General features: G+C 42.4%; 19 protein-coding genes. 6 read left to right on the top strand and 13 right to left on the bottom strand.

All coding sequences use genetic code 11. The features are described from left to right. Nucleotides 1–909: 909 nt before the first annotated feature. A complete protein-coding gene (gene clpB, locus V7K62_RS07835) occupies nt 910–3,552 on the bottom strand; it encodes an ATP-dependent chaperone ClpB (RefSeq protein ID WP_334863354.1) in 2,643 nt (880 codons plus the stop codon). A gap of 569 nt (nt 3,553–4,121) precedes the next feature. Continuing rightward, nucleotides 4,122–4,556, bottom strand: coding sequence for a lactoylglutathione lyase (gene gloA, locus V7K62_RS07840; protein WP_334863356.1), 435 nt, complete (start codon nt 4,554–4,556; stop codon nt 4,122–4,124). Between the two features lie 276 nt (nt 4,557–4,832). On the opposite strand from gloA, the gene eno reads away from it, so the two are divergent. Then, nucleotides 4,833–6,122: a phosphopyruvate hydratase gene (eno, locus tag V7K62_RS07845; protein WP_334863358.1), complete on the top strand. Its 1,290-nt coding sequence runs from the start codon at nt 4,833–4,835 to the stop codon at nt 6,120–6,122. A 47-nt stretch (nt 6,123–6,169) separates the two neighbouring features. On the opposite strand, the gene argC is transcribed toward eno, so the two are convergent. Further along, entirely contained in the window at nt 6,170–7,228 is a 1,059-nt protein-coding gene (gene argC / locus V7K62_RS07850; RefSeq protein WP_334863359.1) for an N-acetyl-gamma-glutamyl-phosphate reductase, read from the bottom strand. A 317-nt stretch (nt 7,229–7,545) separates the two neighbouring features. Here argC and ribBA point away from each other — a divergent pair, with 317 nt between their 5' ends. The 3 genes from ribBA (at nt 7,546) to V7K62_RS07865 (ending at nt 9,781) form a co-directional block, all read left to right on the top strand. Beyond that, nucleotides 7,546–9,219 (top strand): bifunctional 3,4-dihydroxy-2-butanone-4-phosphate synthase/GTP cyclohydrolase II, encoded by a 1,674-nt coding sequence (gene ribBA, locus V7K62_RS07855; RefSeq protein ID WP_334863361.1) that lies wholly within the window; start codon nt 7,546–7,548, stop codon nt 9,217–9,219. A gap of 92 nt (nt 9,220–9,311) precedes the next feature. Beyond that, nucleotides 9,312–9,542, top strand: a complete 231-nt coding sequence (locus V7K62_RS07860) for a type II toxin-antitoxin system HicB family antitoxin (RefSeq protein WP_292725506.1) — start codon at nt 9,312–9,314, stop codon at nt 9,540–9,542. Further along, entirely contained in the window at nt 9,542–9,781 is a 240-nt protein-coding gene (locus V7K62_RS07865) for a type II toxin-antitoxin system HicA family toxin (protein ID WP_334863363.1), read from the top strand. The genes V7K62_RS07860 and V7K62_RS07865 overlap by 1 nt, the downstream gene beginning before the upstream one ends. A gap of 171 nt (nt 9,782–9,952) precedes the next feature. On the opposite strand, the gene V7K62_RS07870 is transcribed toward V7K62_RS07865, so the two are convergent. The 4 genes from V7K62_RS07870 to V7K62_RS07885 form a co-directional block, all read right to left on the bottom strand. Next, nucleotides 9,953–10,195: a hypothetical protein gene (locus V7K62_RS07870; protein WP_334863365.1), complete on the bottom strand. Its 243-nt coding sequence runs from the start codon at nt 10,193–10,195 to the stop codon at nt 9,953–9,955. Further along, nucleotides 10,176–10,454 (bottom strand): BrnT family toxin, encoded by a 279-nt coding sequence (locus tag V7K62_RS07875; RefSeq protein WP_334863367.1) that lies wholly within the window; start codon nt 10,452–10,454, stop codon nt 10,176–10,178. Before V7K62_RS07875 ends, V7K62_RS07870 begins: the two co-directional genes overlap by 20 nt. Before the next feature lie 930 nt (nt 10,455–11,384). Then, complete coding sequence (locus V7K62_RS07880) at nt 11,385–13,097, bottom strand: diflavin flavoprotein (protein ID WP_334863369.1); 1,713 nt, start codon at nt 13,095–13,097, stop codon at nt 11,385–11,387. Nucleotides 13,098–13,257: 160 nt separating this feature from the next. Next, a complete protein-coding gene (locus V7K62_RS07885) occupies nt 13,258–14,982 on the bottom strand; it encodes a diflavin flavoprotein (RefSeq protein WP_334863370.1) in 1,725 nt (574 codons plus the stop codon). Nucleotides 14,983–15,196: 214 nt separating this feature from the next. On the opposite strand from V7K62_RS07885, the gene V7K62_RS07890 reads away from it, so the two are divergent. Then, complete coding sequence (locus tag V7K62_RS07890) at nt 15,197–16,018, top strand: pantothenate kinase (RefSeq protein ID WP_442937238.1); 822 nt, start codon at nt 15,197–15,199, stop codon at nt 16,016–16,018. Nucleotides 16,019–16,294: 276 nt separating this feature from the next. Here V7K62_RS07890 and V7K62_RS07895 read toward each other — a convergent pair whose 3' ends face one another. The 3 genes from V7K62_RS07895 to V7K62_RS07905 form a co-directional block, all read right to left on the bottom strand. Next, complete coding sequence (locus V7K62_RS07895; RefSeq protein ID WP_334863371.1) at nt 16,295–17,419, bottom strand: acyltransferase; 1,125 nt, start codon at nt 17,417–17,419, stop codon at nt 16,295–16,297. A 199-nt stretch (nt 17,420–17,618) separates the two neighbouring features. Further along, nucleotides 17,619–18,449, bottom strand: a complete 831-nt coding sequence (locus tag V7K62_RS07900; RefSeq protein ID WP_334863372.1) for an alpha/beta fold hydrolase — start codon at nt 18,447–18,449, stop codon at nt 17,619–17,621. A 91-nt stretch (nt 18,450–18,540) separates the two neighbouring features. Continuing rightward, nucleotides 18,541–19,035: an NUDIX hydrolase gene (locus V7K62_RS07905; protein WP_334863373.1), complete on the bottom strand. Its 495-nt coding sequence runs from the start codon at nt 19,033–19,035 to the stop codon at nt 18,541–18,543. An 850-nt stretch (nt 19,036–19,885) separates the two neighbouring features. Here V7K62_RS07905 and V7K62_RS07910 point away from each other — a divergent pair. Continuing rightward, nucleotides 19,886–20,053, top strand: a complete 168-nt coding sequence (locus tag V7K62_RS07910; protein ID WP_012412073.1) for a hypothetical protein — start codon at nt 19,886–19,888, stop codon at nt 20,051–20,053. A gap of 158 nt (nt 20,054–20,211) precedes the next feature. Here the strand turns inward: V7K62_RS07910 and argH are convergent, their stop codons facing one another. From argH to larB, 3 genes are all read right to left on the bottom strand, one after another. Next, entirely contained in the window at nt 20,212–21,597 is a 1,386-nt protein-coding gene (argH, locus tag V7K62_RS07915) for an argininosuccinate lyase (RefSeq protein ID WP_334863374.1), read from the bottom strand. 82 nt (nt 21,598–21,679) lie between these two features. Further along, on the bottom strand, nt 21,680–21,886 hold the full coding sequence (locus V7K62_RS07920) for a hypothetical protein (protein WP_334863375.1): 207 nt from the start codon (nt 21,884–21,886) through the stop codon (nt 21,680–21,682). A 108-nt stretch (nt 21,887–21,994) separates the two neighbouring features. Next, nucleotides 21,995–22,783 (bottom strand): nickel pincer cofactor biosynthesis protein LarB, encoded by a 789-nt coding sequence (gene larB, locus V7K62_RS07925; protein ID WP_334863376.1) that lies wholly within the window; start codon nt 22,781–22,783, stop codon nt 21,995–21,997. Between the last annotated feature and the right edge of the window lie 13 nt (nt 22,784–22,796).

Genomic DNA, 22,796 nt, shown 5'->3' on the forward strand with positions numbered 1-22,796 from the left:
ATATCCAAATAAAGTAAGTAGCAACAACGAAAGATAATTTATTAAAGTTATATCATTTATTAATTGTTCATTTGATCCGGTAAACACTGATTTTTTCAGAATTATTTAATTCCAGTCTGATAAAGAATAAGAGCATAATTTCACAGTAGATTTGCGGAAATGTATTTTATTTGAAGGCAGATTTATGAAGATGTTATTAGCAGAGTAGGCTTATAATACCCACTTGTAAAAGGAAAGATATCAGTTAGGTGCAAAATCATCAGATGTTCGGCTCAGATTCCCGACTTCTTAAAGAAGTCGGGAATCTTGTTGTTTAAATTGCTTTGATTAATTACTAATTAGTCACTAGTACAGCTTGGCGTAAATCCAGCTACCATCTCAATTAACTAGACAAGGAGCTTAAGCAATACTGCTCGGTTAAGAATATCGTAGGTTGGGTTAAGCGATAGCGAAAGCCAACAAACCCTGCAAAACGTTGGGTTGAGGAACGAAACCCAACCTAAACATTTCTATTTTTTAGTCAAAACCTACGCAGTATTGGGGGCTTAAGCCGCTTGTTATAAGTAGTCGGACAAAAATATTTACAGTCATTGCGAGCGAAGCGAAGCAATCGCAAGGGCTGGGATTGCTTCGCTTCGCTCGCAATGACATTGTGTAATTAATTCTGTCTGACTACTTATCATGTCCACTTGATTACTTATTAAACCCGAATCACCCTACCCTGCCAAAGCTACGCTTTGTCTCCCCTCCCCAAAGCATCGGGGAGGGGATTAAGGTAAGGGGAGCGAGTGCGGTCTTCTCTCTTCTCTACGAGACGCTCGCGAACGCAACGCTACGCGAACGCGCAGCGTCTCGTAGAGAAGGAAAGGCCCTAGTGTCTCCCTTTGGGTGAAGGGGAGACGCTAGGTGCTATGTAGCAATCTGTGGTACTGTCACCTTCACCAACACTTTTTTACTAAAAGACAGACCATTTTCATTTTTGTCAATGATAATCGTGTCTCCAGAGATAAAAGTATTCTCCAATAATTTGGTGGCGAGGGGGTTTTCTACTTCTCGCTGAATTGCGCGTTTGAGTGGACGCGCACCATAAACTGGGTCATAGCCTGATTCGACAAGGTAATCGCAGGCTGATTGGGATATCTCAAAGAAGATTTTTTGCTCGCGGAGGAGATTTTCTACCCGTTTGAGTTGAATACGGATGATATGCCGCATTTCTGTGCGACTTAAAGTATGGAAGAGAATAATATCATCAACGCGGTTAAGAAATTCCGGGCGGAAATGCGATCGCAAGTTTTCCATTACTCGCTTCCGCATCGTTTCATACTTGGAATCATCACCAGATACATCCAAGATATGTTCGCTACCAATGTTACTGGTCATCACAATAACGGTGTTACGAAAATCTACCGTCCTTCCTTGAGAGTCAGTAACTCTTCCATCATCTAACACCTGCAACAAAATATTGAACACATCGGGGTGCGCTTTTTCCACTTCATCTAGCAGCACCACTGAGTAGGGACGGCGGCGAATCGCCTCGGAAAGTTGACCGCCTTCTTCATAACCTATGTATCCTGGAGGCGCACCCACTAACCGAGAAACTGAGTGTTTTTCCATATACTCAGACATATCCAAGCGCACCAAGGCATCATCAGAATCAAAGAGAAACTGAGCTAAAGCACGGGCGAGTTCGGTTTTACCCACACCTGTGGGGCCCATGAACAAAAATGAACCAATGGGACGAGAGGGATCTTTCATCCCCGCACGGGCGCGACGAATCGCGGCTGCTACCGCTTCTACAGCCTCTTCTTGCCCAATGACTCGTTCATGTAAATGACTTTCTAGTTGCAGTAATTTTTGCCGTTCCGATTCCAACAAGCGATTGACAGGGATTCCTGTCCATTTGGCGACGATTTCGGCAATATCGGCTTCGGTGACTTGTTCTCGCAGTAAGGTGGAACCTTGGTTTTGCATTTCTAAAAGGTTCGCTTCTTTGGCTTCGCGATCGTGCTGCACTCCCTCCAATTTGCCATACTTCAGTTGGGCAGCTTTATTCAGATCATAGGCGCGTTCCGCCTGTTCAATTTGCACTCGCAACGCATCTTCTTCTTTCTTTAAGGCGCTTATCGCCTCCAATATCTGCTTTTCACCTTGCCATTGTTCATTAAATATTTGCTGTTTTTCCGTTAAATTGGCGATTTCTTTCTCAATTCGCTCTAAACGTTCTCTAGTTTGGGGAGTACCCTTTTCTTCGCCAGCTAATGACAGCTTTTCCATTTCTAACTGCATGAGGCGGCGATCAATGGTTTCCAATTCGGCTGGTTTGGAAGTAATCTCCATTTTCAACTGTGCTGCTGCTTCATCTACTAAGTCAATGGCTTTATCTGGTAAGAAGCGATCGCTAATATAACGCGCTGACAGTGTTGCTGCTGCTACCAAAGCCGAATCAGAAATTTTGACATTGTGATGTACTTCGTAGCGTTCTTTCAATCCCCGGAGAATGGAAATAGTATTTTCCACACTTGGCTGATCGACAAATACCTGTTGAAAGCGGCGTTCTAGGGCAGCGTCTTTCTCAATGTGTTTGCGGAATTCGTCGAGAGTAGTAGCACCAATGCAACGCAGTTCTCCCCGCGCCAGCATTGGTTTGAGCAGATTTCCCGCATCCATTGCCCCTTGTTGAGTAGAACCTGCGCCGACTACGGTGTGCAGTTCGTCAATAAACAGAACAATGTCACCGTTAGATTCAGTAACTTCCTTGAGAACTGCTTTTAGGCGTTCTTCAAATTCACCTCGTAATTTTGCTCCAGCAATTAAACTGCCGATATCTAACGAGATCAACTTGCGGTTTTTCAGAGATTCGGGAACGTCACCGTTTACCATTCGCTGTGCTAAGGCTTCGGCGATCGCTGTTTTACCTACCCCAGGTTCACCAATCAATACGGGGTTATTTTTGCTCCGACGAGACAATACTTGAATTACCCGCCGAATTTCGTCATCCCGCCCAATCACTGGGTCAAGTTTTCCAGCTTTTGCCTGTTCTGTCAAATCTCTACCAAATTTTTGTAAGGCTTCATAGCGGGATTCTGGGCTTTGATCTGTCACCTTTTGGCTACCGCGAATGGTTTTGATAGTAGCTTCGAGTTTAGCTGCATCCGCAGTAAAGCCTTTGAGTATCTTTCGTCCAATGCGATCGTCTTCAGCAAAGGCCAAGACTATGTGTTCCACGGAAATGTGGGAGTCTTTCATCCTCGCTCTAGCTTCCTCGGCTCGGTCTAGTAAAATATCTAAATTGCGGCTAAGGTAAAGCTGATCGCTTTTACCAACTTTCGGCTGACGTTGGGTAAAGGCTTCTAGTTGCTCCTGCAAGCGGATTGGATCGACCTCAGATCGAGCCAGAATACGTATTGCTAGACTAGTGGGTTCTTCTAACAGGGCAATAATTAAATGTTCAACATCTAGTTGCTGTTGTTGATAAGCACGGACTATATCCTGAGATTTAACAATTGCGTCCCAGGCTTTATCAGTAAATTTATTTGGATCTGTAGGTTGCATCTTTAGAATTTTGGAATTTGGATTTTTAGTTTAGGGAGTGGGGATTATTAAAGGGAGTAGGGAGTGGTTGTAGCCCTACTCCTTAGTACCCAGATAATTATCCAAACATTATCGGTGTATATCCGCGTGTATCTCCGGTGGCAATTTGAGATTGGTAATTGGTGATAGTTTAATCGATTACCTATTTTCTAATTTAAAACGAAAATACTGTTCTGAGCGGACTTTGGCAAATGGTGCGATTGAAGCGATCTTTATTAGTGTTGCTCATCAAGGACAGTATGAGGGTAATAGTAATAGGATTTACGCACAGGAGATCCCCTAACCCGCCTAAAAAGGGCAGCTAAAAAGGGAAAAGTATCGCGCGTCTGGGTTTACCAGCATGAGATGCCAATGTGTGGGAAGAATCAATTTCCCCGCCTCTGTTCAACTTTTCAAGATATATCTTCAGCAAAACTTGCTGCCCAGATTCCCGACTTATTGAAAAAGTCGGGGATCTAAACTAAATCCAGCTTAAGTAAGTGACATCCCACCCTAGCGGATAATTTTTTTTTGGAAATCCCCGAGCAAAATTACTGACTCACAAGTTGCTCTTGTGATTCCTGTTTGACTGCTGACCCTTGAGTTCCCAGTTGAATCAGTTCAATTTTATACCCATCTGGATCTTCCACAAAAGCAATTACTGTCGAACCATGTTTCATCGGGCCTGGTTCGCGCACGACTTTACTGCCATGATTACGGATTTCATCACACGTAGCGTAAATATCATCAACCCCAAGCGCAATGTGACCATAAGCATTACCAAATTCGTACTTTTCTACTCCCCAGTTATAGGTTAGTTCGATCACTGTGTTGTCGCTTTCATCACCATAACCAACAAAAGCCAACGTAAATTCTCCCCCTGGATAATCTTTTCGGTGCAGTAATTTCATTCCTAAAACTTCACAGTAGAACTTTAAGGATTCTTCAAGGTTGCCCACCCGTAGCATTGTGTGTAGTAATCGCATATTGACCTTTTCTCTGTAATTGATTTAGTGTTATTCTCTGCCAATATTTTACCTAGCCCAAAGTCTGAAGGTAGAAATGCCATCAGGGAAAGAATTAAAAAGTAAAGGACAGGATAAACATTCTCTTACCCATTTTTGGCATTGATCTCTATCGATATAATGGAAATCTTCTTTAATCTCAGCCAATAAAGTCTCTTAACAGCATAAGCTAGCGATTGGGTTAGGCAACTGGATGGACTGTATGCGTAACACACTCGAACAAAGGATAAAGTACAGATGAGTAAATTTCTAGATACTGCAATTGTTGCGATCGCAGCCCGTGAAATTCTTGATTCACGCGGTAGACCGACAATTGAAGCCGAAGTGCATTTAGCTAACGGTGTTGTAGGACTAGCGCAGGTTCCCAGTGGTGCCTCGACTGGCACTTTTGAGGCTCACGAACTGCGTGATGGCGATAAAAGCCGTTATGGGGGCAAAGGCGTACTCAAGGCAGTACAAAACGTCAAAGAAGCACTTGCGCCAAAATTGTTAGGCTTGGATGCCCTCAACCAAGAATTACTAGACCGGACGATGATCGCTATAGATGGTTCTGCTAATAAATCCAATTTGGGGGCTAATGCGATTTTGGGGGTTTCCTTAGCAGCTGCTAAAGCTGGTGCTGAGTCTCTAGCAATTCCTCTGTATCGCTATTTGGGTGGCCCTTTAGCGAATTTGCTCCCAGTGCCGTTGATGAACGTGATTAACGGTGGCGCACACGCCTCAAATAACGTGGATTTTCAAGAGTTTATGATTGTCCCAATTGGCGCAACTTCTTTCCGGGAAGCATTGCGCTGGGGTGCGGAGGTGTTTGCTACCCTCAGTCAGGTGTTAGATGAAAAGGGTTTGCTTACTGGTGTGGGTGATGAAGGCGGTTTTGCCCCTAACCTAGAATCTAATCAGGTGGCTTTGGAATTGCTAGTTGCTGCCATTAAGAAAGCTGGTTATAAGCCAGGGGAAGAAGTCGCCTTGGCGTTGGATGTGGCGGCTAGCGAATTCTACAAGAATGGACAGTATGTTTACGATGGTAAACCTCACGCCCCGGCTGAGTTTATTGATTATTTAGGACAACTAGTTGACCAATACCCAATTGTATCAATTGAGGATGGTTTACACGAAGAAGATTGGCAAAGTTGGCAATTGCTGACCCAGAAGTTAGGTTCGCGGGTGCAGTTGGTAGGGGATGACTTGTTTGTTACCAACGTCACGCGCTTGCAAAGAGGCATCCAGGAAAAAGCTGCTAATGCCATTTTGATTAAACTCAATCAAATTGGTTCTCTCACCGAAACCTTGGAAACGATTGATTTAGCAACTCGCAACAGTATTCGTTCAGTAATTAGCCATCGTTCTGGTGAAACCGAAGACACAACGATCGCTGATTTAGCTGTAGCAACCCGTGCCGGTCAAATCAAAACAGGTTCTTTGTGTCGTAGCGAACGAGTAGCAAAATATAATCGCTTGCTGCGAATTGAAGATGAATTAGGCGATCGCGCCGTTTATGCTGGTGCTGTGGGGTTAGGGACGAAGTAGGGACTGGGGACTGGGGACTAGAATTCTTCCCAATCCCCAATCCCTAATCAAGGATAAAACCCCAACTTGGGCAACCCCAAGGTTTCATCCCAGCCCATCATCAGGTTTAGACACTGAATAGCTTGGCCCGCCTGTCCTTTAATTAGATTGTCAATTGCTGACATGACAATTACGCGACCTGTGCGCGGGTCAACTTCTACACCGATATAACAAAGATTGCTGCCGTTAGCCCACTTGGTTTGCGGGTAAACGCCGCTACCGCAGACTCTTACCCAAGGAGAGTTGCGGTAGAAGGCTGAGAAAATTGTGATTAAGTCATCTCGCACTAGACCGGGATCGCTCATTTTCGCATATACCGTTGCCAAAATACCACGTACCATTGGGATAAGGTGTGGCGTAAATTGGATCATGAGTTCGTGACCAGCTAAGTCACTGCAAATTTGCTCAATTTCTGGGGTATGACGGTGACGACCGACGTTGAAAGCTGCTATAGAGTTGTCTGCTTCAGCTAGTAATAAGTTGGTTTGAGGTTGTCGTCCACTGCTAGATGTGCCAGACTTGGCATCGATAATAGCTGTTTCTGGTATGATTAAACCTTGCTTTAAGAGTGGCGAAAGTGCAAGGAGACTGGCAGTAGGATAGGAACCAGGACAGCCAATGAGTTGAGCTTCGGCTATGCGATCGCGATAAAGTTCTGGTAATCCATAAACTGCTGTAGCTGCAATTGTGCGATCGCTTCTCTCTTTACCATACCAATTTGTATAAGTTGTCAAATCACTGAACCGATAGTCTGCACTCAAATCTAGTACTTTACATCCTTTTTCCAACAGTTTGGGCGCGATTTGACAAGCTAGACCATTTGGTAAAGACAGGAAAACTACTTCACAGCGGTGAGCAATTATTTCTGGTTCTACCGCCTCTATTAGCAGGTTAGTTGCATGAGCCAGATGCGGGTAGAGATCCCCGAAGGATTTCCCGATACTACTCTCACCACCTAAATAAACCAGTTCGACTTCTGGATGATCCATCAGTAGTCTTACTAACTGTACTCCGCCATAGCCCGACGCGCCAACAATCCCAACGGGTACGCGTCTAAATTTGCCCATGATCTGAAATCCTTATCCCATGAATGGTTAATTCGTTCTCAGCTATCAACAATATCAGCGACCAGACGCGCCGCGCACAAAACGTCCCAAACCCCTCTACTTTGTTTTGGGGAAATGGGGAACAAACAAACGATTATTATTCTTCCTCATCCCCTTCATCCTTTACTGTCGCTGCACTTGATCCCCACTTTCTCATGGCAAAAATTTTTGCCCCGTTATCAAATCATTGCTAGTCTACTTCTCTGCCTTATAAAGGAGCTACAATCTAAAAGAAGAAATTGTTAAAAAAATTTACGTTTATAGCTGGAAATCTTTCTGTGTCACAGCCTAATACTACCCAAGCTTTTAAATTTGATTCGATTGATGCCGCCTTAGCAGACCTAAAAGCTGGTCGCGTCATTGTAGTGGTAGATGATGAAAATAGAGAAAATGAAGGCGACTTAATTTGTGCTGCCCAATTTGCCACACCCGACACGATTAATTTCATGGCGGTGCAAGCGAGAGGACTGATTTGTTTGGCAATGACAGGCGATCGCCTAGACGAGCTAGACTTACCCTTGATGGTAAGCAACATTACAGATACTAACCAAACTGCCTTCACTGTCAGTATTGATGCCGGGCCAGAATTAGGTGTTACCACAGGCATCTCAGCAGAAGACCGCGCCCGCACTATCCAGGTTACTCTCAATCCAGCCACAAAACCTACTGATTTACGTCGTCCTGGTCATATTTTTCCGATTCGGGCTAAGGAGGGCGGCGTACTCAAACGGGCAGGACATACGGAAGCGGCTGTAGACTTGGCTAGACTAGCAGGGCTATACCCATCTGGGGTAATTTGTGAAATTCAAAACCCCGATGGTTCAATGGCGCGGTTGCAGCAGTTAGTTGAATACGCTAAAAGTCATAATTTAAAAATAATTAGTATTGCGGATTTAATTAGCTATCGCCTACAACACGATCGCCTAGTGTATCGTGAGGTGATTACCAAGCTGCCTAGTCAATTCGGTCAGTTTGAAATTTACGCCTATCGCCATACTCTGGATAATACAGAACACGTTGCAATTGTCAAGGGCGATCCAGCTAACTTCAAAGATGAGCCTGTGATGGTGCGGATGCACTCAGAATGTTTAACTGGTGATGCTTTGGGTTCTTTGCGCTGTGACTGTCGGATGCAGTTACAAGCTGCACTGAAAATGATTGAGGCTGCTGGTCAAGGTGTCGTTGTCTACCTGCGCCAAGAAGGGCGGGGAATCGGCTTGATTAACAAGTTGAAAGCCTACTCGTTGCAGGATATGGGACTGGATACAGTAGAGGCAAATGAGCGTTTGGGATTTCCCGCTGACTTGCGAGACTACGGGATGGGGGCACAAATGCTCATGGACTTGGGCATCAAAAAGATTCGCCTGATTACCAATAATCCCCGCAAAATTGCCGGAGTCAAGGGTTATGGGTTGGAAGTTGTCGATCGCGTGCCATTGTTAATTGAGGCAACTGAGTACAATTCCTATTATCTGGCGACAAAGGCGAAAAAGCTGGGTCATCTGCTGTTACAGACTTATCTGGTGACAGTAGCAATCCACTGGCAAGATCACCCTGAACCTGTGACAGAACGCTATGAACGCTTAGAGAAACTGCGACATTTAGCGAGAAGTAATGATTTATTGTTACAGGAAGAAGCGCGGCCCTTAGCGATCGCTATATTTGACGAGCCATCTTTAACAGTACACTTGGGTTTTGATCAAGCAAAAGTTGCTAGCTGTGATTGGTATCAGCAAAGTGGTCATCCTTATATACAAGCAATCTTCCAAATTCTGGATAACCTCGCAACTTTGCCATATATCCAGAAACTAGAATTTCTGATTTCTTCTGGTTGCGATCCTTTGAGTAATTTACAAGTCCAACTAGATCGGCAGACATTCGCGGATGGTACACTGCCTTCATCGATTAGCGATCGCTTAAAGACGCAACAAATTTACAGCTTTAGCAAATAGCCACAACCCTAAAAGCCAACTTTTTAAGGGGTTTGAGGATTTATTGTGTGTAAGTCCTACATTCCCCCCAAACTTTTCAGCCGTTCTTTTATATGACAATGAGAGCAATTAAAATTATTGTTGAAAAACATAATGACGGTTACGTAGCATATCCCTTGGGTATCAAGGGGGTTGTAGTTGGCGAAGGTGACAGCTATGAAGAAGCACTAGCTGATGTTAAATCTGCTATCCACTGCCATATAGAGATATTTGGCCAAGAGGTTTTAGAAGAGGAATCACCAGTCCTAGAAGCTTTTGTGGCAGAAGCTGAGGTTCCTATTTAATGGTTAAATTCCCAGTAGACGTACCTAAAGCTAAAGTAATTAAGACATTGGAATTTCTGGGATTCACTGTTATTAGGGAGCGGGAACATATTATTATGGAGCGAGAAAACGAAGATGGAACAAAAATTCCACTGACTATGCCTAACCATTCTCAAATTAAAGGTTCGACGTTGAGATCCATCTGTACTCAAGCGGGTATCTCAAGAGAGGATTTTTTGTCTGCTTATGAGCAAATCTGAAAGCAATACTGCTCGGTTAAGACTAAAAAATAGAAATGTGTAGCGAATTAGGCGATCGGATCACTGTATTGATTAACTACCAACGATCCTCGGCAGATAATCTCAGTGGATAATTTCTAACAGAGAGCGTTGGATTATCAGAATAAGACGGCTTGCGATGCAACGAGATTATTATGCTGTCTCGCCGTTTGCTGCTTGTGGCATTGACTCAATCAACGCCCTTAACACTTTATTAACCGATTCTGGTGTGGTGAAAACCTGAGCCACATCTTCATCTAAGACCACAACTGTTAATTGTTGCGTTCCACTACGGGCAGCAAAGCGATTAGGCTTTGCTTTTTGATAATCGAAGCGATACTCAGCCTGAAGCTCGTCTTCAGAATTTTGTGATTTTTCAAAAGGTGTTTCGTTCATAATCTTCACGTTCCTTTCGAGTAGCTAGACGGGCGCTGATGATACGGATAGCATTAGAACGCTCAGTGAAGGAAATCAATAGCAAAAGATTTTGTTGAGAGTGACCAATAATGATTTCTCGCTGCTCATCTATAGAGTGTGCTTTATCATCAAAGATGACTGCCAGAGAATTGCTGAAGACAGTTTTGGCTTCTTCAAAGCTGACACCGTGCTTGTTCAAATTTGCGGCTGCTTTTGATTTATCCCACTCGAACTCCATGACCAGCTCATATCCAATTAGCTATGCAGAGTTGCTAAAACTGCTCATCTGTAAGGTGAACCATTAGCTGTAGGTTTACCACAACTGTATTCATTGAATATTACTGCGATCGCTCTGGTTAAAAGTTTTCAGGATTAATAGAGTTTTTGCAAAAAAAACAAACCAGTAGTGCAGTATAATTTCCAGCCTTAAAACAAATTAGCCCCAAGCTCTAGCTTGAGGCTATCTTTTCAGTATTTCTACATCAAGCAAGTGTTTTTTACTGTACAATAGTACTTAATCCCCTAAAAATTTTTTCTGGGGATTCAAATAAACCAAATACGAGGGAATAATGAACAAACACGTTATCGTGTCTTTTGCTTCCCTGCTTGTGTTGGCTTACATATCATTCAATGTAGCCAAAACAGCAGCGCATACAGACTCTGCTACTAAATCGGTAATTACGGGAATTACACTGTTGAAAAAACACTGATAAAATGATTAGGCTACTGGTAATAGCTTTTTCATTCGTTTAACTATTCCAGCTCGTGAATTATGAACTTCACGGGCTTTTTTTATCTTATTTACATTCTAACTCATTTTTGTAATTAAATTACAAAAATGTATCCCACTAATAAAACTGACTTTTCCCGTTAACTGGTGAAACAACGAAATAGCAAGCGTTTCACACTATGTTTCATTCTAAACAAATTAATTTTAATGATAATGTGTGTTTTGTCAATCCCATTTGAGATGCGCTTACCCTGCATTCCTTTTCCACGTTTGGATAGTTCTTCAGGAAATATATCCTCAAATAGTTTCGTTTCCATTCCAGGTTACTCAATCGTTCAAAACGCCCAGCCATAAACAGATACACCCTTCTCAATATGAGAGGTAGATTACCACATTTCAATATTAGTGGGATACGTTCAATTAGCAGACCATGCCAAATTAATAATGAGTTGCCGACTTGCGATGATGCACAGCTGTAACGCCATCAGTATCTAGCAATTTGCCATTCTCGACAGTTGCATAAACCAGCCAGTGGTCGCCAGATTCCATCCGGTTTTGTACGGAACACTCTAGATATGCTAGGGCATCAGTAAGTATGGGAGAACCGCTTTCAGTTTCTTGAGCAGCGACATCAGCAAATCGGTCTTGTCCTGGGCCAAAAGGTTTGAGGAAGTGCTTCATCAATCCTAAGTGATTCCCTTCTTTAAGAATATTAAGGACAAATTTATTTCCTGTATGCGTCAGTGTTTCTACTGCGCGGTCTTTGGCGACGGCGATAGTTAAACCAGGTGGACTAAAGCTTGCTTGAGACACCCAAGAGGCTAACATGGCACTGGAGCGATCGCCTTCTTTTGCTGTGAGAACACAAAGAGAACCCACAATTCGCCCAACTGCTTGTTCTAGAGTTGTTGCAGGTTGGCTTTGCGATCGCACTTTTCTACCTTTCTTCAGTGCTTGGGCAAAGTCGGTTCCAGCTTCTTCACATAATTGTAAGGTGGCATCGTCGGGTTTGAATTTCACGCGGATGGTATCAAAACCAAACCGATAGCCAGCATCTTTTAATTTGCCCTCAATTAAATCAACTGCTTCCCCACTCCAGCCAAAGGAACCAAAAGCACCAGCGAGTTTATTGTTAGTCGCGGTAGATAGTACAATTCCTAAAGCTGTTTGCACGGGTGTGGGTGCATGACCACCGAGGGTAGGAGAACCGATGATGAAACCACCAGCTTTTTCCACAGCCGCCCGGATTTCTTCTGGTTGAGTAAATTCGCAGTTAATCGATTCTACAGCGACGCCAGCTTTTGTAATGCCACGAGCGATCGCTTGGGCTAATGTTGCCGTATTTCCATAAGCTGATGCATAAATCAATGCTACTGTCAAGTCAGCAGAAGTTTGCTGTTGACTCCATTCCCGATAGGCTTTAGTCAGATCGATTAAGCCATAGCGCACTAAAGGGCCGTGTCCGGTGGCATACATTCTCACGGGAAAATCGACAAGTTTATCCAACGCTGTTTCAACTTGACGGGCGTGGGGAGCCATGAGGCAATCAAAATAATAGCGTCGATCCTCGTTATATACTTCCCAGCCTTCATCAAATACCTGATCCCCACAAACATGCGCCCCAAATAACTTATCTGAGTACAAAACTTCTGTTTGCGGATCGTAGGTGCAGAGTTGATCTGCATAGCGGGGATTGGGGGTGGGAATAAATTGTAAATTATGCCCGTTACCCAAATCTAGGGTTTCATCGCCCCGCATAACAAGAATTTGCAAATCTGGATTTTCTAGCGCCCCACGCAAATTTATCGCCCCTGGATTAGAACACACAAAGGTGATTTGCGGGGCAATTTCCAACAAAGCTTTTAAAGTTGCAGCGCGGTTAGGATTTACGTGTCCCAAAATTATATAATCTAGGTCTTCGACATGGAAACGTTGCTGCAAAGCTTCTAAATAAATTTGCGTAAACGTTTCCCCTGGAGGATCAATAATTGCGTTTTTATCGCTTTCGATTAAATAAGAGTTAGCAGTTGTACCCTTAGCAAGAGCATATTCAATTTCAAATCTGAGCCTTGACCAACTGCGCGATCGCAGTATTCTTGTATCTGTAGCTATTGGATAAACTTGAACATCGCGGGGTTTATTTTTTGACATGGCGAAAACAATTTTAGATTTTAGATTTTAGATTTTGGATTGTTAATTAAACATCCAAACTATGGATATTAAGTAGGGATGGCTATACTCCACAAATGCTTTATTGAGTGTTTTCGGATTTTGGATTATTAATCTAAAATCCAAAATCCAAAATCCAAAATTAATAGTGGTTTCCAACTTTACGGTGATGTACAGCAGTCAAAGCTTCTGGCTTAGAAACCCGTCCGGCGTAGACTGTGCTGTATACTGCCCAGTGGTCGCCGCAATCCATTCTACTGATGACTTCGCACTCCATGTAGGCGAGGGCATCGTTGAGAATGGGCGCACCATTTTCGGCTGACTGAGTTCTCACACCTTCAAAGCGATTGGCACCAGGGGCGAACCGTTTCAAAAAGTGCTTCATTAGTGGTTGAAAATTACCTTCTTCTAAGACGTTGAGAACAAAGCGATCGCCTACTTGCATGAGTGATTCAATTGCCCGATCTTTGGCCACTGCAATAGAAAATCCCAAGGGTTTAAAGCTAGCTTGACTCACCCATGAGGCTAGCATGGCACTGGAAACATCGCCTTTTTTGGCCGTAATAATATACAGTCCGCCGCTGATTCTCCCTAATGCTTTATCTAAGTCAGCACCAAGGGATTTCATGGCTTTGATGCTGCGATCGCGTGTTACCCATTGAGCTAAGTCTGTACCCGCTTCTTCACACAACTTGTAAGTATTTTCTGTGGGTGTTTGTTTAATCCGAATCGCTGGGAACACTGTTGTCAAACCCAAATTGCGGAATTTACTCACCAAAGGATCTATCGGTTCATCATCGCCACCGCCGGTTTCAAATACGCCGATAGCTTGCTTTTCTTTGGCTGATCCTAAAACTGTGCTGAGTGCGGCTTGGATGCTCGCAGCCCCAGAAACCGGAGGTACACCAACGATTAGTCCAGCGCAGCGGCTAACTAATTCCCGCAGTTCTTGTAAATCGACTTCAGATCCCAAATCGACAATTTCCAGGGCGACACCAGTTTTACCGATACCGTTGGCAATTGCTTGCGCGAGGCGATCGCTATATCCGTATTCGGAAACGTAAAATATTCCAACTGCTGTTTCTGCCTTGGTTTGGCTTTGGCTCCAAGTGCGATAACGTCCAACTAGTTCCTCAACATTGTGAGATAATAATGGCCCGTGTCCTGTGGCAATCATGCCGATAGTTTTCAGTTCCCCCATCCGTTTCAGGGCAGACAAAACTGACCGGGCATTCGGCCCCATCAAGCAATCGTAGTAGTAATGAAAGTCTTCTTCGATAGCTGCCAAGTCTTCATCAAAGGTGCTATCTGAGCAATAGTGCAACCCAAAGGCATCACAAGTATAGAGAATTTTGGTTTTGTGGTCGAAGCTGAAGATGGTATCCGGCCAGTGTAAATTTGGAGCAATCACGAATTCAAATTCATGAGCGTTGCCCAAATCCAAGCGATCGCCATTTTTCACAATCCGCCGTTTGAATGGCTGATGTACTAAATCTTCAAGAAACTGAATCGCCACTTTAGAACCGACAACGGTTATTTCTGGAGCCATTTGCAGCAAATCTTTAACTAAACCGCTGTGGTCTGGCTCGGTGTGGCTGATAATTAAATAATCAATCTCTGTTGGGTTGATTAGTCCGGTGAGCGTATCGAAGTATAGTTGACGAAACTTTTCGTGGGAGGTATCAACTAAGGCAGTCTGCTCTCCACGGATGAGAAACGAGTTATAAGTAGTACCGTTTTGCAGACCAAACTCAATATCGAAGCGATCGCGATCCCAGTCCAAAGAGCGAATAGCCGTCGTCTCTTGAGCAATCTCCACAGTCTGTATGGTGAGCCGTTTTTCAGTTTTTTCGGTGAGTGCTACCATAACTCCCTCCTTGACACAATGAGTATTTCTTCCTCTTCTTTTATTGTTACACGACTTGAATGTTAATTTTTATTAAAAAATCTCTAGCTGACTTAAAAAAGTTAAAAGTGTGAAACCGCAGAAGGACAGAGAAGCCAGGGCGTTGGGCTGGTTAAGAGACTTGTTCCCGCAGCGTCTCCGACAGGAGAAGCAACTGGCGCGACACAGAGAGGAAATTTGGCTAGCCTTGGAAATTGGTAATTCTCGGCTGCATTGGGCATTGTTTTTAGGCAAGACGCTTTACTCAGCTTGGGATACCGACTATTTTCCTGAGTCTGCTATACAACACCTAGCAAAATGTCAAACCCTAGATGATTTATTACTAGCAATTTCTTCACCCCATCAACAAAGTAATTTTCTCACAAATACTCCGCCCCTTTGCCCCTTTGCCCCTCTGCCCCCCTGCCCTCTACTCCTCGCCTCGGTAGTTCCTAGCCAAACTGCTATTTGGCAAAGTTATCCCAACATTCGCGTTATTACCTTAGACCAAATACCACTAAAGGGAGTGTATTCCACACTAGGAATTGACCGCGCTTTAGCTTTGTGGGGTGCAGGGAAAACTTGGGGTTTTCCGATGTTAGTAATTGATGCTGGGACAGCGCTGACTTTTACGGCTGCGGATGCTAATGAGTCTCTAGTTGGAGGTGCAATTTTGCCAGGATTAGGTTTACAATTTGCAACTCTCGGTCAACAAACAGGACAATTACCATTTGTAGTAATGCAAAATTTTCCCACTCTACCACCACGTTTTGCGCTGAATACAACCGAGGCTATTCAAAGTGGAGTTATTTACACATTAATAGCTGGAATTAAAGATTTTATTGAGGCATGGTGGCATTTATTTCCTGATGGAAAGGTTGCGATTAAAGGAGGCGATCGCACTTTATTGCTAAACTATCTGCAAGCCTTATATCCTGAAATAGCAGCACCTTTAATTGTGGAGCAAAATTTAATTTTTTGGGGAATGGGGGAAATATTTAGGAATTATAAGTCATAAATTAAGAAATAATTAAAGCAACTGCTGTGAAACAGATATTGCTGAGTTATAGCGTTTCCCAATCCCATGAAAGCCCCCTCCCCGCAAGCGGGGAGGGGTTAGGGGTGGGGTTCTTCTACCTCACAAGGGCCGAGAACCGCTATGTGTATTCTAAGAGGATGTTTGGAAATTCAACAAATATACTCGAAACCTCATCCTATATTTTGGATGTGAGTATTTGATCTAAATCAACTTTGACTTTCAAGTAGCGTAGACACTTTTTCCTGGCTTTTCAACCTATTTCAAAAATAATATAGCTAACATTTCTGAGTTATCCTGACCAAATTTAGTATTCTGAATTAGCGTAGAAATACTTGTTTTCTGAATATAAGTTGCTGTAACTGATAGAATTGTAATTACCAAAAAAAATATGATGTAGTTAGTAGCAATATCTGGTTTAATTTGCACCAGTGATTGTTTCAAATATAGGAATAAAATGTGCCACAAGTATATCCATAATGTTGATGTACTGATAAATACTATAGCTTTAACAATTGGATTTTCTTGATTATTTAAATTAGATTTTTTACATAATATATCAACTACGGTAAACGTAAGCATTGACATAAAAATTCCATAAGATAAATAGTAAAGTCTTGGTGGGTATTTAAAACTTTGCGTTGATGGAATTACTCCTTGCGTATAGGATAAATATCCAGCTACTATCAAAAATACTGTTAAAAAAACTCCAGCAACAACTAATATTGATTTTCGCTTCATCGTTGGTAAAGCAATACCTAAACCAAATAAACATCCATACGGAATAGCATAAAAAACGTAGTTATTTATCAAACTAGATAAGAATGGAATATTCACTAGATTAATTGTTGTAGCTATTTGCACTAGTATTTCATAACAGATATAAATGAATAATAGCACTGCAAAAAAATGATTTTTACTTTGACAAGACTTATATAAATTCATAATTATAGTTGAAATAATAGCCATAAGAATAAAGACACGTATTACCCATACATAACCTATGCCATCTAATAATAAAAAGCTATTAATAATATGTTTTTTTAGTAAAAAAGGGTAATCCTTCCCTAGTAAGTAAAAAGCAACATAAATAGAAATAAAGTAAAAAATCAAAAACAACCATACAGGAGCAATCAGCCTTGGAATTCTCTTATGCAAGTAAGTAAGCAAAGAATAGTTTTTCTTGTAACTAGAACAGTAAAAGAGTGAGCCAGAAACGATAACCATTAGGGGAACATCAAAATTCCTGATATTAAAAAAGATGTTTTGAGGAATTATATGAGCAAGAATAATGGAAAAAATGCCGAGAGTTTTTAGAATATCAAATCTAATATCTCTTGTGACACTCTTTTTTGTTTCTACTAGCTCTTTTTGGCTTTTCATCTGCTTAATGACTCTACTAATTCCACGCAAGACTTTTAGCAGGTGTTTGCTGCTAGCGATAACTATCAAATTTAATATACTACGACTTATGTAAAATGGGGTAGTAAAAAAGAAAGGGAAACCGCAAGGTAAAGATAACTACACTTCTGCGTCAACATTTTGGTATTGATGTGCTTACTTTTGAACAATATACTGTAGCTTAATTTACATAAGGCGTTTGAGAGTTCCTAATAAACTCCTGAATCTCGATTGCCACAACCCCAGCACAAGATTCTGGTAAGTTATTTCCGGCATGGGCAATCATTTTCAACTCGACTTTCGGCATCAGTTGAGCATAAACTCGACTCTTGGCTAAAGCATCTGGTGTATCTTGGCCACCTTGTAAAATAAAAACTGGGACATCTATCATGTAAAGCTGCTTTTGCAGTAATTCTGCCTCAATTTCTACTTGTCGCCGTTTGAAAAGTAACTGGCAACCTATGGGATACGGCAATAGCGCTTGACGCAACTGCAAGTCTTGTGCAATTTTTTCATGCCAACCCAGGATTTTAGTCAAGGGAGTTAGCGATCGCAACAATTTAACTATTAGTGGTGGATAATTCAATAATCGCCGCATCTTTCGGCAATACTCTTCAAGTCCAGCTATCTCTACACCCTCTGGTGCTAACAGTACCAAGCCATTAACTTTCTCTGGATACTTTAAAGCATAGCTAGCAGCAATCCAACCCCCAAGAGAATGCCCCACTAAATATACTTTTTCTAGCTTCACAGCTTGCAAAAACTCAGCTAGACACTCAACTTGTAAATCTATCGAATGGTGGATATTAGGATTTTCTGATTCACCAAACCCTAACAAATCAGGTGCAAAACAATGAAAATCTTGTGCAAGGGACTCCATTACAGATAACCATTGACTGCTCTCATTCCAAGCACCATGTAAAAAAATTATAGGAGTTTTTTCACCGACTTCACGCCAGAATAATAGCCCTTGAGAGAGCTTTCTCCGGGAGTTACGGAATAGTGTATCCATTTTATTTAGTAGTTAACTTTTAGCACCATAATAGATAGTCATTAGTCATTAACATCTGAAAAATAACTAATGACTAATGAAAAAAATATTGTTATGCCAGTGTTGTCAAGCCATTCAAGTAGTCTTGCAACTGCCGACTATGGTCGTGAGACATCTGTCCTGAAGGTAGTAAACTGGGAGAGAAAGCTTGGATTTCCATAACTTCTAAGGTGTCTTGAATCTCCATTGTCCCATGTACTTCGGCTTCAACCACAATACAAATTGAATGGATTCTCGGATCTCGGTCTGGTGCAGAGTAAACTCCTACCAAACGGTTAATTTTCACCAATTCTAGCCCGGTTTCCTCCATCAATTCCCGGCGGACTGTATTGGGAATATCTTCTCCCCAATCCACAATCCCCCCAGGCAATGACCAAAGACCATTGTCGCGCCGTCGGATCAGTACAATCCGACCATCAGGTAAAATTGGGATGATACTAGTGCCAGTAATGGGATGACGAAATATGATACCCAAGACTGTTTGTCCAATACGCCATAAACTACGTGTGGACTCGACAGCTGCCGGAAAAAAAGCAATAACGTTCAATCTTCAAAATTTCTGTGTTGTATTCTATAGTTCCCTACCACTTACATACTCTCAACTAATAAAATTTTGGTTGAGTTGTGTTTTATACAAAAATGTTTGTGGCTTGAGATTTTATTCTGACGATTTACGTAGAATACTATCAATTCTAACATCAAGTTTCAAGAGAAGCACTGTATTTATATGTACATAATATTTGTGAGATGAGGAAAATTTTCAGTTTATATAGGACTCCGATTTGATTTTTGAAAAAACTCAGTATATCTTTATTCCTTATTCCTTGTTAAGAGTTCCCCGTTCCCTGTTCCCCTACTCTACGAGTGATTCAGGAATCAAATCGGATTGCTATAACTAGCATTAGTGCTGTTGAAACTAGCGAAAGCTAATAGTTTTTCAGTAGAGATTAAAAAAATAATATGAATAATAGGTGAGAATCCAAAATTCTGAATTTATAAGAGGCAATGAAGTCGGGTTTAAGACCTCGACTTAATTAAAGACCACTAAATTAAATATTAGACTCCATACTTAAACCTACCTATTCCTCCTGAGTTATAACGACTGACTCCTGAATTCTTTCTTGATCAGGTTGGTTTGTTTCAAGAAGAACAACTAGTTAGCTAATTTACAATCTATTGGACAGACTCGAACCTCAGAAAAGGTATTTTTCGTCTCGTTGGTGGGGATAATTCGGAATTATTATTGACATAACAAGGTTGAATGCGGTAGACTAGTACACTGTTTAAAGCGTATTTATTGCTGCACTAGGCTACAAGTATATCAATAACATTGGTAGCTGATATTGCCTACGTGATGCCTAGTTGCTACTTTTTTGTTGTTTATTAATGAGGTGAACATGGCCAAGCGCCGTAACCCGAAAAAAGAAAAGGCGCTACGTAACCAGGCGTATGCCAGAAAGTTTCGTAAACGGACTACGACAGGAAGAATGCAGAGAAGGTTCCAACAAAGACCACCAAAGAGTGAAGAAGAAGAAGGCGCAGCAACAGCAGCTGACACTGACTAAGCTGCCTGCCTAAATCCTTGTTATTTGGATTATTTTAGTTTTTAGGGCGTACAAATGTGCGCCCTTATTTTTTTTGGGCATTGGGCAATTCAATTTTGGATTTTAGATTGAAATTTAATCCAAAATCTAAAATCTAAAATTCTTACTTCCCACTCCCTCTATTGAGCAATTTGAGCGCGGGCAGCTACGAGTGCTTGGCTTACCTGTACAAAGCCAGTACCACCGTAACTGTTGCGGGCTGCCACAACTTGACGAGGGGATATCGCCTCATAAATATCTGCTGCAAATGCCGGATGTAATTGTTGCCACTCTGACAATTTCAAATCTTTCAGGAGTTTACCTGCGGCAATACTAGTTTTTACCACCTTACCCACAAGATTGTAAGCTTCCCGGAAAGGAACGCCTCGTGCTGCGAGATAATCTGCTACATCTGTAGCATTGGAAAAATCTTCTGTTACAGCTTCTGCTAACCGCTGGGTACGAAATTCCAAGCCTTCCCTAAGCAAAATCGTCATCGCTTCTAGAGAGGCTTTGACTGTGTTAACGCTATCAAATAGACCTTCTTTATCTTCTTGTAAGTCTTTGTTATATGCCAGGGGTAGCCCCTTCATAATCACTAACATCGCCTGAAGATGACCAAATACACGCCCCGTTTTCCCCCGTACCAATTCTGGTACATCGGGGTTTTTCTTTTGGGGCATGATACTGGAACCCGTAGCACAGCTATCTTTGAGGGTGACAAAGCGAAATTCTTCAGATGACCAAAGAATGACTTCTTCTGCAAGGCGGCTGAGGTGAACCATAATCAAGCTAGCAGCACACAAAAATTCGATCGCAAAATCGCGATCGCTGACTCCATCGAGGCTATTAGCATAAATATCGTCAAAATTCAATAGTTTGGCTGTGTAGTGGCGATCGATGGGGAAAGTAGTTCCTGCTAATGCACCACACCCCAAAGGTGAGATATTCACACGGCGAGAAACATCTCCTAAGCGTTCCCAGTCACGCTGCGCCATTTGAAAGTATGCCAAGAGGTGATGAGCTAAACTTACGGGTTGGGCGCGTTGTAAATGAGTATAGCCAGGAATCAGGGTTTCAACGTGCTTTTCCGCTATATCTAGTAAAACACCTTGAAATTCTCGCAATTCGCTTTTGATTTGTTGGATTTGGTCGCGGAGGTAGAGTCTAGTATCGGTGCCAACTTGGTCATTCCGCGATCGCGCCGTATGCAGTTTTTTACCCACATCGCCGACAATTTCTGTCAGCCGCCGTTCAACTGCAAAATGGACATCTTCAGCATCGACACCAGGCTGAAATTTCCCTTGGCGGTACTCTTGGCGAATTTGTTCTAAACCGGCAACTAGTTGCTCTCCTTCTTCTGGGGAGATAATGCCCGTGTGAGCGAGCATTTTGGCATGAGCTTGAGAACCAGTCAGGTCATATTCTATTAATTCAATATCAAAACCTATACTGGCATTAAAACGAGCGATCGCTGGATGCAACGCTGATTCAAACCGCTGGCTCCAAGTTTGTTTTTCGGTCATAAATATCAAGGGAGTGGGCATCAATTTTGGATTTTAGATTAATCATCAATCTAAAACCCAAAATCTCAAATCTAAAATTACTTTAACCGTAGCTAGTTAGATTCCGAATCATATAACCAATGACTAAACCAATCAACAATGCCCACACTTGACCTGTTTGTATAAAGTGGCTCCAAGCTTTTTGAATCTGATCCAGAACGTTTGGATCAGTGATTGTTTGTGCTAGTGTTGTCAAATTTACAGGTAAATGCCAAAGTAACTGAGATGTCAAATCGCTGTAATGGCTCATATTTGGTGCTTAATAAGTTAGGGGTGGCAAATTCCAGCTATCAGTTTATTTTTTACATTAAATACTGATATTGTACTGAAACTTTGGGTATGACTTTAATGTCTTAACTCAAGATGCAGCCGATGCCAACCGCAATTTCTCGGCAGTCCGCAAAATTTGCCCCGCCAAAACTGCTGCGCCAAAACCATTATCGATATTTACTACACCTACTCCCGCAGCACAAGAGTTAAGCATTGTCAATAAAGGTGCTAAACCGCCAAAACTTGCACCATAACCGATGCTGGTGGGTACGGCAATCACAGGACAACTCGCTAAACCCGCGACAACGCTGGGTAAAGCGCCTTCCATCCCCGCCACGACAATCAACACCGATGCTGATTCAATCAGGTGGCGGTTACTCAGCAAACGGTGAATACCAGCAACGCCAACATCCCAGAGGCGCTGGACGTAAAAACCAGACAGTTCAGCAGTTACAGCAGCTTCTTCAGCAACGGGTAAATCGGCAGTACCAGCAGAAAGAATGCCAATTTCACCCCAGAATTGTGGTTCGATAGTAGGAGGAGCGATCGCACAAATTCGCGCCGATTCGTAATATCGCAAACCGCTAACTTTTGATTCCAGTGCAGTATAAACTGCTGGTTCAATGCGAGTCGCCATCACCACCGGATTGCGAAGGCGCATCACTTCCATAATTTGAGCAATTTGATCGGGAGTTTTACCAGGGCCCCAAATTACCTCTGGGAAACCAGTTCTTAGCTGGCGATGATGGTCAATTTTGGCAAACTCACCCACAGATTCATAAGTTAAGTCTTTGAGTGAGTCTAATGCCGTATCTGGCGTAACTTTACCATTAGCAACCGCAACGAGTAGCGATCGCAAAGTTTTTTCATCAGTCATTGGTTATTTGTCC

This window comes from Nostoc sp., from assembly GCF_036917935.1.
Taxonomy (GTDB): domain Bacteria; phylum Cyanobacteriota; class Cyanobacteriia; order Cyanobacteriales; family Nostocaceae; genus Nostoc.